Genomic DNA, 14,193 nt, shown 5'->3' with positions numbered 1-14,193 from the left:
ATTATAAAATAATGAAATCATTTGGAATTGAAGCACTATTGGAGGTGAAATTTATGATTAATACAAAAAAGATAATAGATATGAAAGGAAAAGAACCAATAACTATGATAACTGCATACGACTATCCAACCGCAAGAATCGCTAGTGAAGCAGGAATAGATATAATCCTTGTTGGCGATTCGTTGGGTAACGTTATACTTGGTTACGATAGTACTATCCCAGTAACGATGGAAGATATGTTAATGCACATAAAAGCTGTGAGAAGAGGCGCGCCAGATGCGTTTATAGTTGGTGATATGCCGTTTTTATCCTACGAAATTAGTCCAGAAAAAGCTGTTGAAAATGCTGGCTTAATGTTAAAAGCTGGTGCAAATGCTATAAAGTTGGAAGGCGGAGAGCCATATGCTGAAACGATAAGGCGTATAATCAATGCTGGAATACCCGTAATGGGGCATTTAGGCTTCACGCCCCAATCTGTAAATTTATTAGGTGGACATAAAGTTCAAGGAAAGACTCCCGAGAGCCGTGAAAAACTCTTAAAAGATGCAAAAATACTCGAAGAAGTGGGGTGTTTTTCGATAGTACTCGAGCTTGTTGTAGAGCAAGTAGCAAAAGAGATTACGGAAAACATAAAAATACCTACCATAGGAATAGGGGCTGGTAGGTATTGTGATGGACAAGTATTGGTATTCCACGATGTTGTTGGATTAACTACTATGGATTTAAAATTTGTAAAAAGATACGCAAATACATACGAGATAATGCTAAACGCGGTTAAATCTTACAAAACCGAAGTCAAAAACAAGGTTTTCCCGAGTAAAGATAATATATTTGAATGATTAACGAAAAGACGTTGAATTTTCTAAATTTCCAGTTCATTTTTTACAAATTCATTCCACAGTGTAACAAAGAATATAGCAACCGGTACCGCAAAAAATGTCCCAACAAGACCGTATAAAATTCCAACTAAGAAAATAAATATAAGCATCAAAACCGGATTTATATCCGCGCGTTTTTTCATTATAAAGATAAAGAACAAAAATGCGCCTAAGTGTATGAGCATAACAACAATGTTTACAATTATGAAATTTTTCAATCCAAGTCCAAGACTAACAATCAATATTGGAATCCATTCGATAACAACACCAACAATGGGTATAAAGTTTGTAACAAACCCCCAAAAAGCGAGTAAGATTTTGTATTCAGGCAAATAGAAACTAAAAAGTACGTAGAACGATATAGAAACTATAAACGCACCAAGTAGCAAAACATCAACGTAACTTGACAAAGCGATACCAAGTTTCTTTAAAAAGTCCTCGACAAGTCCCCTGACTTTTTTTGGAAATAATCCAGGTAACGATTTTGTAGTCCAATTAGTATATATAGTTATGTAAACGGTAAAAAGTATGCTATAAAATATTACCACTAAGAAATTAGGAACACTTTTAGCAAGATTTACAGCCAACGTAGTGATTAGTTCGTTTATTTTTGGACTAGCCCATTCGGCAATTTTTCCAATTATCTCAGATAGCTCTGGATTATCAACTAAATAATTCTCCCAGTATTTCGAATCTAATATATTTTTCATAAACTCATAAAAAGAATTCACCTGCTTAAAAACAGGAGGAATAATGTTTACAAATGCATATATCAGCACGCCAAAATATATCAACAATGAAAGCGTTACAGCAATTGGATAAGGAACTTTTATTCTCATTAAAACTCTAAGCAAGAAATTGACCACTAATACAGAAACAAGAGAAAATACAAAAACATGAAGCAGAGTTTTAAATGTCGCAAAAGCAATAAACATTATGAGAGCGTATATTAGTATAATTAACAAAGCTTTTTGTCTAATGCTCAATTTCATTCACGGGGCCTCCTATATGTTTTTCAAAATATTTTCTTATCTCTTCTAAATCGTTCGTTTTCCCAAGTACAACCATCAGTTTTATCCTTGCTTTCTGAGCTAATGGATGCTCACTTAATATAGCACCTCTTTTTCTTAAATCCGCTCCTCCTCCGGTATAACCATATATAGGGTAAACTCTTCCTTTAAAACATCTTGATGTAACAATGATTGGCACACCATTCTTAGTAATTTCTTCAACCACATCGGAAAGTTGAGGAGGTACGTTTCCTCTTCCAAACCCCTCAAGAACAATGCCTTTGTAACCCATATTATAAACCGCTCTTAGAATTGAGCCATCATCACCGGTAAATGTCTTAACAATCGCAACTTTTTCTTCTATTTTATCCGTTATTATCTTTTCTCTTGTGAGTGATTTTCTAATGTAGATAACGTTATTTTCGTCAACTATTCCCAGTGGTCCGTAACCTGGAGAGTCAAATGTCGCAACGTTGCTCGTATAAGTTTTTGTTACTTCCCTTGCTGCATGTATCTCATCGTTAAGGCATACAACAACACCCATACCGTACGATTCGTCACAAGCCGCAACCATCACTGATGAGAGAACGTTCCTGGGCCCATCTGTGCTAAGTTCACCTATATTTCTCATCGATGCTGTTAAAACAACCGGTTTTTCAGTTTTTAATACTAAGTCAAGAAAATAAGCTGTTTCTTCTAATGTATCCGTACCGTGAGTTACAACCACTCCATCGTAACCTTTTTCTTCAAGAAATTCGTCTATTTTTTTTGCAAGTTCCCACATGGTATTTGGAGTCATATAAGGACTCGGTACATTAGAAAATTCGTAAACTTCTATATCTGCTATATCATAAAGTTCTGGTATATCTGTCACAAGTGCGTTCCCTTTATCAAAAGGTACAACTGTCCTCCCCTTTTTTATCATCGCAATTGTTCCACCGGTGCTAACAATAACGATTTTCTTCCTCTTTGCGTTTCCCATAATTTTTGCTCCCTTCCATATTTATTTTTGCAATCCATTTTAGTACCAATATCTTTTCTTTCTAACTCTCATACCTACTATCACACCGTATATAAAACCTCCTGCATGTGCCCAATAAGCAACCCCTGTACCTGTCACGTCAGCTAGCAAACCATTCAACACTTGTATTATAAACCAATATGGAAGGTAAATAAAAGCTGGAATTTCAACGATAAACGGCAAAATCAAAAAGACAAGAGAAACTATTCTTGAATAATAAAATAATACAAAATAAGCCCCCATTACAGCTGAGATTGCACCAGATGCACCAACAAGTGGATATGGTGAGAATGGGTTAAAAATTACATGGAAGAAGAGAGCAAAAAGCCCACCGGTGATGTAAAAAATAAAAAACTTGAAATGACCCATTGCGTCTTCAACATTGTCACCAAATATCTTCAAAAACCACATATTACCAATTATGTGAGACCAACCACCATGAACAAACATGTGTGTAAACATCGCAACAATTGGAAAAGCGTAAAACATCTTTTCTGGGACAAAACCAAATGTGCGAAAAAATCCTTCTAATACTTCCCCAGACCAATCCATACTCGAAATCATGAGTTCATAAGCAAAAACGATTACGTTCACAATTATTATCATTATGTTCACAAAAGGCTTACGTATACTAGGGATAGTATCGTACAGCGGAAACATCTAATTCCCTCCCTTCATTTTAAAACTTAATTATTTAGCATATAACAACTTGTACTGTATCATCCCAAATAATTCATGGGAAAAATTGCAAAGTGAATAAAACGCATTAGCAGATGGTATATAATCGAGATAAGAATTTCTAAAATCAACCGGCACATCTGCGCTTACAAAACTTACATCTTTAAAAAACTTTCTAAAAACAAAAAGGCTTCTTTTCATATGTATTGTACTTGTCACTAAAGTTATCGGCACATCACCGATAAGTTCGAATGTACACTTACCGTTTTCGAATGTATTCCTTGCTTTTGATTCTAAAATTATATCCTCTTCGGGTACTCCAAAATTTAAAAGTACATTTTTCATAATAAGAGCTTCGGGAACCCCTTTATCGATTATTCCGCCAGTAACGATTATTTTTCTTGGTCTATTTTTGTATAACTCCAAAGCTTTGTACAGTCGTCTTAAAGTATGCTTACCTATCTCAACATTATTTGAAAATTCGTCAACACCGCCTCCTAAAACAACTATAAATATACCTTTATCTTCGGTGTCTTTTAAAACAAAAGTTTTTGAAATTAAATAGGCAAACAAATTAGATGTTAGAAAATAAAAAACCAAAGCAAATGATAAAAATAAAAAAGCCAATTTTTTTCTCTTTTTAAAGTAAAGTGCAAACAATAATAAAAACACAGTTACGAATAACCCCGGAAGAGTAATAAAAGAGCTAATTATTTTAAATAGGTGAATCAAAGCATTTACCCCCTTGTATTATCGATATTTCTGAAGTATTTTTGCAACGCAACTTCGTCTATAGTTGCTCTTTCTTTCCTATCGTTTTCAAAGCTTTGCTTTTCGATATAGCGCTCTTTCAACTTTTCAAAACTTTTCCTTTCAGTTCGCTTTTCTAAAAACTTTCTAAGTATCTCTTCTTCTTCAAGTCTTAGATTTTCAAGCTTTTTTTTAAGAGTAAGAATGTAATCATTGTACATCCTTAATAAGTATAGTAAAAAACCAAGCTGCGCACCGGTTTGCGTACCAGTACGCAACTGATTTTCTACATCGTTTTTGGATTTTTTAACCTTATCAATTTCATCTTCAACTTCTCTTATCAATAACCTTATCCTATTTAATTCTTCCTTTATACTTTCTTCCTCTTTTTTTCTTAACGTTAAAATTTTTTCGAGTCGAAAAGGCATAAAATCCTCTATACTCTTTATTTTTTACTTTCTCAAAAACGCTGAGAGAATCTCAACAAAAACTTGGAGCAACTTTTTGCTTGCTTCTGAAAATCTTTTCCCTTCAAAGTTGTCCAAAGAAATAATCACAAGTCTCTTATCACCTATTTTTACACTCCCAACAAGAGGTATAAATTTTGGATCTGTAACTCCCGCCTTAATCCACAAATCCCTTTGCGGACTTTCCAAATTGAGCTTGTAAGCCTCTTCAAGTTCAACAACTTTGTTTTCTCCAATCGCAGGTCCATAATTGTCTTCATCAGCTCTAAAGACAGCGTTTTTTATTTCACTATCGTAGTTATAAACAGCCACACATTTGTATATATCACCATCAAGCATCCAAATGGAGGCTTTTTGTGCTTCGGGTACTAATTTCACAAGTTCATTAAGCATTGATTGGAGATACTCTTCCAAAGATGTTGATTTTTCCCAAAGAGATACAAGTTTTGACAGACTTTCAAAGCTTGTTACCATTTCTTTGTAGATTTTCTGTGTTTGCAAAAATCTAATAGCCGCAAGAGCCTGAGAAGACAAAAAAGAAGATATCGCTTTTGATATGTCAGTGTATTCTTCCGGAACGTGAATGATAAATTTATAATTTTCCACAGGTATCACCATGTAATGCTTTTTCTCGACAGTAAAACTCTTTAATTCGTTTAACCCTTTTGCTTTTTCTAAAACTTTTTCATCCTCCTTACCAACAACATAATCATTATCTTTAAGTAAAGCATAAGCTATTTCCGGATATTCTGCGTGGAACTTCATCCCGAGTTCGACTGCAAATTTTGTTGGATCACCTTCGGAATTACTTAAAGCTTCAATGATTATCTTTTCAACAAACGATTGAAGCTTATAAAGTGATTGCTCTAAAACCTTTTCGGTCATATCAAACATTACTCCTGCGACACCATAAGAACCATCACCAAGCCTAATCGGCATCCTATGGATACTAAAATACCTTCCGTTTATAACTTTTTCATGAATCTGATTTCTTCTTGTTCTCATAACTTTTCTATCAATATTGTTTATCTCTTCATCTCCCAGTATTTCTGATTCGAGCTTGCCAATTAGTTTTCCTTCAGGTAATTGGAGTACGTTTTCTAGCTCTTTATTTATCCAGATAAATCTAAATCTATTATCTTTGATAAAAGCCGGTGCCGGGAGCCTTTCAAAGAATTGTTGTAAAAAGTATAGATATCTCACGCTGTTACCTCCTCCATCTTAACTTGTAATATCTTAGAAATACCATCTACCATGGTTACTCCATGAACTATGTCTCCAGCCTCCATTATGAGTTTATTGTGTGTGATAACTATAAATTGTGAATGCTCTTGTTCCAATAAACGTCTAAATTTCTCAGAATTGTAATCATCAAGCGGAGCGTCAACTTCGTCAAGCACGTAAAAAACTCCTTTATTAGCTTCAAGCATTGCCATTATTAATGCTATACCAACAAGCGCTTTTTCTCCGCCAGATAATAATTGAAGTCTTTGAACCCTTTTACCAGCTTTAGAAATCGTTATTTCTATACCCGATTCCAATATATCACCATCGTCTAAAATTCTCATTCCGCCAGTTCCTCCGTAAAATAGGTTTTCTATATACGTTCTAAAAGCACTATTTATTTGATTAAATACCCTTAAAAATTGTTCACGTGCTTGTGCGTTTGTTTGCTCAATAAGTTCTTCCAGTTTCTTTTTTGCATCTTCTAAGTCTTGTTTCTGCTTTAATAGCTCGTTGTATTCTTGCTCAATGGCTTTGTATTCATCTATCGCTGTTAAGTCTACTGCACCTAACATTTTGAGTTTGTTTTCTAGATCCTTAATTTCATTAGCAAGTTCGTCTAATTTTTCTGGTTCCACATCGATAGGTGTTCTATATTCTTCAGGAATATTTGATATTCTAAACGATATTTCTTGAAGTCTCATTTCTGTTTCGTGAATGCGTTCTTTTATAGATTCTATTTCTGTCTTCTGGTCTCGTAACTCTTTCTCAAGTTGTTCAAGCTTTTGAAGCTTCTCTTCTTTCCCTGCTTTCTTTTCGCGTATGCCAGAAAATAACTCTTGAGAGGTATTTCTCAACGTTTCTAACTCTTTTTCATTTTCCAAGAGAAACTTTTTCGTTTCATCAATATCTTCTTCAAGTTTTGATATAACAGACTTTGCATTTATAAGCTCATCCTTAATCTCTTCTATCCTTGAATTTATCCTATCACTTTCTGCGTTGTATTGTAATTTTCTCTCAAACAAATTCTTTACTTCCGCACGGTAAGTAGCTATAGATTCATTGAGTTGCTCTAATTTTTTCCTATGTTCATCAAGTCCCTTTGAAAATTCATTAACACTATTTTGAAGATTTTTCCTCTTTTCATCGAGTTCTTTTGATTGATTTTCCAAAACTTCTATTCTTGCTATGTTCCCCTCGTATTTTGCGTTGTACTCTGCTTCAAGTTTAACAAGGTCAGAAATTTCATTTGTGATTTCCTTGTAGGCTTTTTGTAGTTCCTCTAATACTCTTTTCGAAGATAAAGATCGGCTTGAAACGGTTGCAAGTTCTTCCCTAACTATATTCATATTGTTTTGCAACTCGTTGATTTCCTTATTTATAACCGAAATTTCATTTTCTGTATTTTCCTTTTCATGTTCGATTTGCTCTATATTTTCTTCCAAAGTTTTCAACCTAACTCTTCTGGCAATTATCGAATTGGCGTAATCTTCTTTTGACCTTCCACCACTCATTGCTCCTCTTCCGGAGATGAGTTCTCCATCTAGCGTAACTATCCTTGAACGGATGTTATACTTTCTCTTTATCTCTATCGCATTGTCGATGTCTTTAACTATTATATCGTTCCCGAAAAGAAAGTACGGAAGCGCTTCGTACTCTTTTGAGACGTTCACAAGTTTGGCTGCATAGCCAATGAATCCTTCTTCTTTTTCTAAACCCTTTATCTCCGAAAATGATGAATCGATTAAATCTAAAGGAATAAACGTTGCCCTACCATATTCTCCGGCTTTTAGAAATTCTATTATTTTCTTTCCATCTTCTGCTGTTTTCACAACAACATTTTGAACAGCTCCGCCGAGAAGAACTTCATACGCGGTCGATAAAGACTTGTCAAAATCGATAAGATTAGCGACAACGTCTATCAACCCATCAAAAATATCTTTGTTCTCAAATATTTTTCTTATAGAGTGACCAAATCCCTGGTACTCTGAAATTTGCCTCTTTATTACGTCTATCTCTGCTTTGACTTCTTTCTCGCGTTTCACTAACTTCTCTAGTAATAAACTTTTTTCCTCTTTTTTCTTTCTATACTCTTCTATTGACGATTTTATACTTTCGAGTTCTTTAACAAGCTCGTTTTCTTTTTCAACTATGTCAAGTAGATGTTTCTCTAAATCTGATATTTCGTCTTCTAATTCTTGCTTTCGATCTTCCTTATTTACCCTTTGACTTTGTATCATCTCAAGGCGGTGTTTTATATCTTGATTGTTCTCATTTAATCTTATAATTTCATTATGAATTTTTGAAAGATTTTTTTCTATTTCTTCGTATTCCTGCTTTTTCTTTAATATTTCCTTTTCTTGTTCGGTGTATTGGGTAAAAATTTTGGATTTCTCATCTTCAAGTTCCGAGAGAACTTTTTCTTTTTCGTTAAGCTCTTCCAAAATTTTCGCCAAAATTAATTTTATTTCTTCATTCCTATTTTTTAGAGTGTTCGTTTCTTCATTGAGCATATCAACACGGGTTGTTATTTCTATATATTTATTTTCAAGTTCGCTCAGTTTCTTTGAAAATTTTTCTTTTATTTCAAGTAGTTGATTTTCTCTTGTCTTAAATTCTTCTAATGTCTTTGTATAGCTTTCCATTTCAACATCTATCTGATTGAACTCGTCTTTTAAATTTGACCATTCCATTTCTAGTTGAGCCAAATGTCTTAATTTTTCTTTAAGGCTTACATTAAGTTCACTATGGTAATTTTCCATATCGGATAATCTTTGCTTTTCTATTTTGTAAACTCCACCAAAATATTCTTTTTTGAGTGTTTCAAGCTTCTCAGAATATTCAATATACCTTTCTGCACGCTTGACCTTTAAATACAATGATTTTCTGTTTTTATCCATTTCAAACAATATGTCACTAATTCTGTTAAGATTTATTTGCGTAGTTTCAAGCTTTGAGAGAGCTTCTTTCTTCTTTTCCCTGTATATTCCTATTCCTGCTATCTCTTCTATCATCGTCCTAAGATTTTCTGGTGTAGATGACACTATTCTATCTATTTGACCTTGGCCAATAATAGAATAGGGGTTTTTCCCATAACCATGCTGCATCAAGAAATCTCTTATATCTTTTAACCTTGCAACATCGCCATTCAACAAATACCTACCCGTACCATCACGTGACAATTCACGTGCAATTGAAACACGTTCGTTCCCATTTTCAAAAACCAATTCAACGTACGCAAATTGAGCAGGTGGTTTCTTTTCGTTCCCCCAAAATACAACATCTTCTCTTTCCTGAGCCCTTATCTCTTTCATCGACTGTTCACCGAGAACCCATCTTATAGCGTCAACAACGTTGGACTTCCCTGAACCGTTTGGTCCAACGATAGCGGTGACTCTATTTGAAATTTCAAGTCTAACAGGCTCAGCAAAAGATTTGAAGCCTTTTATAAATATTTCCTTAAGTATCACTACTTTCCCCCCGATTCCCGCTTGCAGTATTTAGCCCTGCAACTATTTCGCGCGAAATGTTGTATATATTACCAGCACCAACAAACATGTAAACAGCGTTATCTTGTAGTTCGATGTTCTTTAAATCTTCTATTTTTTCTACAAATATTGCTTTGGCTATTTCGCTGACTATATTCTTTGCCGTAACACCATTTTTAGTTTCAAACGCGCCATATATTTCCGTTATGTATATTTCATCAGCACTTTGGAGAATTCTTTTAAATCTTTCCGCTTCCCTTTTGAATCGTGTGTACCTGTGCGGTTGGAAGATTAAAACGATTTTCCTCTCCGGGTAGACTTCTCTTGAGGTTTTTAAAAGAACTTCTATTTCATCAGCAGTATGTGCGTAATCATCGACAATTGTTATTTTTCTTGAAGGATTGTCGTAACTTACATTGAATCTCCTACCTGGCAGTCTAAAATCTTCGAAAGAATCTAGTACTTTATCTATGTTGTATCCTATACTCGAAAGAAGTGAAATAACAGCCAATGCGTTGAGTGCGTTATGATAACCTGGAACTGGTAAGAAAAATTTTCTTTCGCCATACGGAGTAAAAATTGTCACCGTTTGATAAAATCCTTCTTGTTTTCTTTCCACAAGCTTAAAATCTCCAGAATAAACTCCGAAAGTTACATTACCTTTGAATTTTTTCTCATCAGCAAATGTAACTACAAATTTGGAATTTTTAATCAAAGTTTCAAAACTGCTATAGTAATGTTCCAGACTCTGGTAATTTTCTACATGATCCTCTCTAATATTTGTAATTATCAGAAATTCAGGTCTAAAAAGTTCGTACCCAGGTTGACTCTCATCCAATTCGTAAACAGCTATATCGCTCTTACCATGTCGATAATTACCGTGCTCAAGCTTATTGTGGAGTGCGCCAAGAAAAACGTAAGGGTCTGCCCCAAGATTTATAAGACTGTTTGCCAGCATCGAAGTTGTTGTAGATTTTCCATCGGTACCAGTTACAGCAAAACCGCGAAATGGTTCTAATATCCTCCTAAAATGATCAATACGCATTGTTATGGGTATTCCCAGTTCTTGAGCCTTTACATATTCCGGGTTAGTCTTTGAAATCGCGGGTGTAACTATTACTTCATCAACATTTTCCACATTTTTTTCTTCATGTGAATGAAAAACCTTAACTCCAATACTTTCAAGGTGCTTTGTTGTATCTGAACTATATGGGTCGCTGCCAGAGACGATATTTCCGTTAAAATGCTCATGCATTGCTTGAGCGCTCATTCCAATGCCACCGACACCAACAAAGTGTATCTTTTTCTTTATCTGAATATTTTCCATCTTTTCCATACACTCCTTCTTTACTTTTCTTGTTTTAAATTTTAAACTTATAAGCCTAAAACAGAACTTATCGATTCAACAATTTTAATAGCGGGATTTGTTCGTTCTTCGAATTTTCTACCTTTATTTATTATACCTCTAAGTGCTTGAACAAATTTTTCTTTATTGTACTCATTCTCCCTTATCATAACACCAAGTTGTTCTTTTTCAATTATCTTTGCGTTAAGAATTTGATGAGATTCTGTCGAACCTTCCCATGGAACAACAATTGCCGGAACGTTGAAGTATATCAATTCTGATATTGTTGTTGCCCCACCTCTTGTAATTGCAGCATCAACACTTCTCCAATACGCGTACATGTTGTCTATATAATCTTTTACTTGAACGTTATTAGGAACCGTACCATCCAATTTTTTTCCACCAGAAGAGAGAATAAAATTGACATCCGGCATTTCTAAAGCAATTTCAAGTGTTATTTTATTCAAAAACTCGCTTCCCCCACTCCCGCCAATTACTATAACTGTTGGATGCGGGAGTTCTACTTTCCCATCTCTTGCCCATATTGGATTTCCAACAACTTCTATTTTATTATGAATTTTTTTTGGAAATCTTTGGATCGATTCTTCAAAAGATAAAAAAACGCGCTTTGCAAATTTTGAAATGGCTATATTTGCCTTACCAGGTAATGTGTTTTGCTCTTGAACGAAAACAGGTATACCAAGCCTTTTCGCAGCTTTTGCAACGGGATAACTAACGTATCCTCCAGATACATAAACAAAATCCGGTGAAAATTTCTTCAATTCTTCTTGAATCTTTTTCGAATTTGAAATTAACTTGGAAAATCTAATAATATTTTCCGGATGGAAAACAGGTCTCCTCAAACCTTTTACATTAATCGTGTACCTTTTAAACTCCGGATGAACAACCGGAAGCAATCTTTCCTCAATTTTCCCACTTACACAAAAGTAAAGTATCTCAATATCGTATCTTTTTTGAAATTCTTCCAATACAGCGATGTTTGGATAAAGGTGTCCACCGGTCACACCACCTGCTGCGGCTATTTTCAATTTCTTCAATCTAATTCACTCCTTGTATTTATCTTTGTATATAATATTCTTTTATGTTTGTTTTTTCGCCAGTATCTTCACCTTGTTTTTGAGTCAACCCAGACATTATTATTCCAAATCCAATTAGTAATGAAATTATAGAACTTCCGCCTGTACTGATGAATGGTAATGGTACACCTGTTACTGGGAAAAATCCAGAAAAAACTCCGAAATTAATTACTACATGCAACATAATTACCGTTGCGTAAGACCATGTGAAAACCCTTACCGCTACATCTTTTATATAACTTGCAGCCCTCATAAGAGCATAAGTTAAAAAGAAATACATTACACCAACAATTAAAATTCCAAAAAATCCAAGATCCTCACCTATCACTGAAAGCACAAAGTCACTTTCCGCTTCAGGAACATAAACTTTCAACCATCCATTACCAATGCCAAGTCCTGTAGCATTGGAGTTTTTCAAAGTTTTTAATGCTATATCAACTTGTGGGGCCATTGTTCCACTGAAAAAGTATCTTAACCTTCCCAATTGATATGGATGCAGCAATCCGGCCGAGGAAGCAATTACTATGAATGTTACAGCAGCCACAAAAGAAAATATAAAATATGACAACTTGGTACCACCATAGTACATTGCAACAATTGCTATGATGAAAGTCAATAAAGATGTACTCAGATTAGGTTCTATAATAATTAGAGCGACGTATACTATAGAATAAAGTAATGGAACAACAAAGCCTTTTGTGAATTTCTCCATTTCTTTATAATTATTCTTCGCATAAATAGATAAGAAAAGTATCAAAATAATCTTTGCAAACTCTGATGATTGTAGTGTAAAACCACGAATATTTATCCATCTGTGTGCTCCGTTAACAGGTGGAAAAACAAAAACAATAAGCAAAAGCAAAATACCTAAAAAGTAAAAAAGTTTTACATGTTTTTCGTAAAAGGAGAAAGGTATGTTCATAGCAACATAAAAAGCAATAAGACCAACAAATATGTTGAACAAATGTTTAACAAAAAAATTACTTGAAGTCCCAAGGACTCTTTCTCGTGCGATATCAAGGCTATACATAGCCAGTGCGCCAATTATGAATAATATCAAATAAGAAACAACAATTATAGTTATCTCTTGTCTCATCTAAAGTATTCCTCCCAAAAACTAAGTAGAGTAACGAAGAAAAGATTGCTGAAATCCATGCCTTTTTCTGAAAGTTTTTTTCCATCAAAGAAATCAAACTTGTTTTTCAACGCATCCATAACGGGGGAAATGTCTATATTTGTTTTTTCTTTAATATATTCTTTATCTACTCCCAACATTGTACGTAAGTTCATAAAAGTTGTTTCTAGAGCCTCGCGTTCGGGAGTATTTAAAGATTCGTAAGCCCTTGGGAATTTCCCTTCGGATATAGAAATAAAATAATCTGAAAAACTCTCATGGTTGTTGTACCTCAAAAAACCAATATGCCCACCAGCTGAGATACCTAAACCAACGTAATCTGTATTTGCCCAATATTTCAAATTATGTTTGCAATATTTGCCGTTCAAAGCAAAGTTAGATATTTCATACCTTTCGTAACCAAAACCACTAATTGCGTTCAAAAAATCATCGTATCTCTGGAAAGTTTGGTCATCTGGTTTTTTTAAAACGCTGTTGTTTTTATCATTATGAACTTCAAGCATATAAACTGAAATATGATCTGGTAAAAAATCACTAATGAACTGAACATTTTTTCCAATTGTACTCCAACTCTCACCAGGAAGGCCTATTATAAAATCAACATTTATATTATCAAAATATCTTTTGGCAATATCAAATTTCCTTATAAAGGTCTCGAAATCATAGAGCCGCCCAGACTTTTTCAAAACAACATCATCGGCACTTTGAAGACCCATACTTATTCTATTTACACCTATTTTTTTGTAAAATTGCGCGTTCTCTTTTGTGAAGCTTTCTGGATTTACTTCTATCGTTATTTCTGCGTTATTTGAAATATAAGGTTCTAATTTTTCAAAAATTTTACTGATGTTTTTTATGGGGAAAATACTTGGAGTCCCACCACCAATGTAAAGTGTGTCAATTCCAGAATTTAAATACTCTTTGTACAAATCAATTTCCTTTAAGAGATATTCTGTATATTCGTCAAAATTATTCTCAACATAGCTTACAAAATCACAATAAATACATCTTTTCTTACAAAACGGTATATGAACGTACAAGCCTAATTTAAAATTTTTTATGTCGTCCAACTTGTTCATCCCCGCTATCAAATTTTATTT

At 34.2% G+C, this 14,193-nt stretch carries 12 protein-coding genes; 1 reads left to right on the top strand and 11 read right to left on the bottom strand.

Features of this window, described 5'->3' with window-relative positions; genetic code table 11:
- Window positions 1-56: 56 nt before the first annotated feature.
- A complete protein-coding gene (gene panB, locus AS161_RS01060) occupies window positions 57-839 on the top strand; it encodes a 3-methyl-2-oxobutanoate hydroxymethyltransferase (RefSeq protein ID WP_164541498.1) in 783 nt (260 codons plus the stop codon).
- Between the two features lie 23 nt (window positions 840-862).
- On the opposite strand, the gene AS161_RS01055 is transcribed toward panB, so the two are convergent.
- The 11 genes from AS161_RS01055 to hemW all read right to left on the bottom strand — a co-directional run bounded on the left by AS161_RS01055 (window position 863) and on the right by hemW (window position 14,172).
- Window positions 863-1,870, bottom strand: coding sequence for an AI-2E family transporter (locus AS161_RS01055; RefSeq protein WP_164541469.1), 1,008 nt, complete (start codon window positions 1,868-1,870; stop codon window positions 863-865).
- A complete protein-coding gene (locus AS161_RS01050) occupies window positions 1,854-2,870 on the bottom strand; it encodes an asparaginase (RefSeq protein WP_164541468.1) in 1,017 nt (338 codons plus the stop codon). The genes AS161_RS01055 and AS161_RS01050 overlap by 17 nt, the downstream gene beginning before the upstream one ends.
- A gap of 39 nt (window positions 2,871-2,909) precedes the next feature.
- A complete protein-coding gene (locus tag AS161_RS01045) occupies window positions 2,910-3,569 on the bottom strand; it encodes a rhomboid family intramembrane serine protease (RefSeq protein WP_011994373.1) in 660 nt (219 codons plus the stop codon).
- Window positions 3,570-3,599: 30 nt separating this feature from the next.
- Window positions 3,600-4,259, bottom strand: coding sequence for a YdcF family protein (locus AS161_RS01040; RefSeq protein WP_164541467.1), 660 nt, complete (start codon window positions 4,257-4,259; stop codon window positions 3,600-3,602).
- A 65-nt stretch (window positions 4,260-4,324) separates the two neighbouring features.
- Window positions 4,325-4,765, bottom strand: coding sequence for a flagellar export protein FliJ (gene fliJ, locus AS161_RS01035; RefSeq protein ID WP_164541466.1), 441 nt, complete (start codon window positions 4,763-4,765; stop codon window positions 4,325-4,327).
- 24 nt (window positions 4,766-4,789) lie between these two features.
- Entirely contained in the window at window positions 4,790-6,007 is a 1,218-nt protein-coding gene (locus AS161_RS01030) for a PAS domain-containing protein (protein WP_164541465.1), read from the bottom strand.
- Complete coding sequence (gene smc / locus AS161_RS01025; RefSeq protein WP_164541464.1) at window positions 6,004-9,498, bottom strand: chromosome segregation protein SMC; 3,495 nt, start codon at window positions 9,496-9,498, stop codon at window positions 6,004-6,006. The genes AS161_RS01030 and smc overlap by 4 nt, the downstream gene beginning before the upstream one ends.
- Complete coding sequence (gene murC / locus AS161_RS01020; protein WP_241241297.1) at window positions 9,488-10,852, bottom strand: UDP-N-acetylmuramate--L-alanine ligase; 1,365 nt, start codon at window positions 10,850-10,852, stop codon at window positions 9,488-9,490. The genes smc and murC overlap by 11 nt, the downstream gene beginning before the upstream one ends.
- Window positions 10,853-10,890: 38 nt before the next feature.
- Window positions 10,891-11,919 carry a UDP-N-acetylglucosamine--N-acetylmuramyl-(pentapeptide) pyrophosphoryl-undecaprenol N-acetylglucosamine transferase gene (locus AS161_RS01015; protein ID WP_011994379.1) on the bottom strand — a complete coding sequence of 343 codons (1,029 nt, stop codon included), beginning with the start codon at window positions 11,917-11,919 and terminating at the stop codon, window positions 10,891-10,893.
- Between the two features lie 19 nt (window positions 11,920-11,938).
- Entirely contained in the window at window positions 11,939-13,054 is a 1,116-nt protein-coding gene (locus AS161_RS01010; protein WP_011994380.1) for an FtsW/RodA/SpoVE family cell cycle protein, read from the bottom strand.
- Window positions 13,051-14,172 carry a radical SAM family heme chaperone HemW gene (gene hemW / locus AS161_RS01005; RefSeq protein ID WP_241241296.1) on the bottom strand — a complete coding sequence of 374 codons (1,122 nt, stop codon included), beginning with the start codon at window positions 14,170-14,172 and terminating at the stop codon, window positions 13,051-13,053. Before hemW ends, AS161_RS01010 begins: the two co-directional genes overlap by 4 nt.
- Between the last annotated feature and the right edge of the window lie 21 nt (window positions 14,173-14,193).

The sequence above is a fragment of the Fervidobacterium sp. 2310opik-2 genome (genome assembly GCF_011057735.1).
Taxonomy (GTDB): Bacteria; Thermotogota; Thermotogae; order Thermotogales; family Fervidobacteriaceae; genus Fervidobacterium; species Fervidobacterium nodosum.
Note: the sequence above shows the minus strand (reverse complement) of the source record. Positions and strands in the feature narration are given on the sequence as shown.

Bases quoted from the DNA above. Each gene is read 5' to 3' on its own strand.
- murC (WP_241241297.1), bottom strand. From the start codon at position 10,852: ATGGAAAAGATGGAAAATATTCAGATAAAGAAAAAGATACACTTTGTT.
- AS161_RS01055 (WP_164541469.1), bottom strand. From the start codon at position 1,870: ATGAAATTGAGCATTAGACAAAAAGCTTTGTTAATTATACTAATATAC.
- AS161_RS01050 (WP_164541468.1), bottom strand. From the start codon at position 2,870: ATGGGAAACGCAAAGAGGAAGAAAATCGTTATTGTTAGCACCGGTGGA.
- fliJ (WP_164541466.1), bottom strand. From the start codon at position 4,765: ATGCCTTTTCGACTCGAAAAAATTTTAACGTTAAGAAAAAAAGAGGAA.
- hemW (WP_241241296.1), bottom strand. From the start codon at position 14,172: ATGAACAAGTTGGACGACATAAAAAATTTTAAATTAGGCTTGTACGTT.
- AS161_RS01010 (WP_011994380.1), bottom strand. From the start codon at position 13,054: ATGAGACAAGAGATAACTATAATTGTTGTTTCTTATTTGATATTATTC.
- AS161_RS01045 (WP_011994373.1), bottom strand. From the start codon at position 3,569: ATGTTTCCGCTGTACGATACTATCCCTAGTATACGTAAGCCTTTTGTG.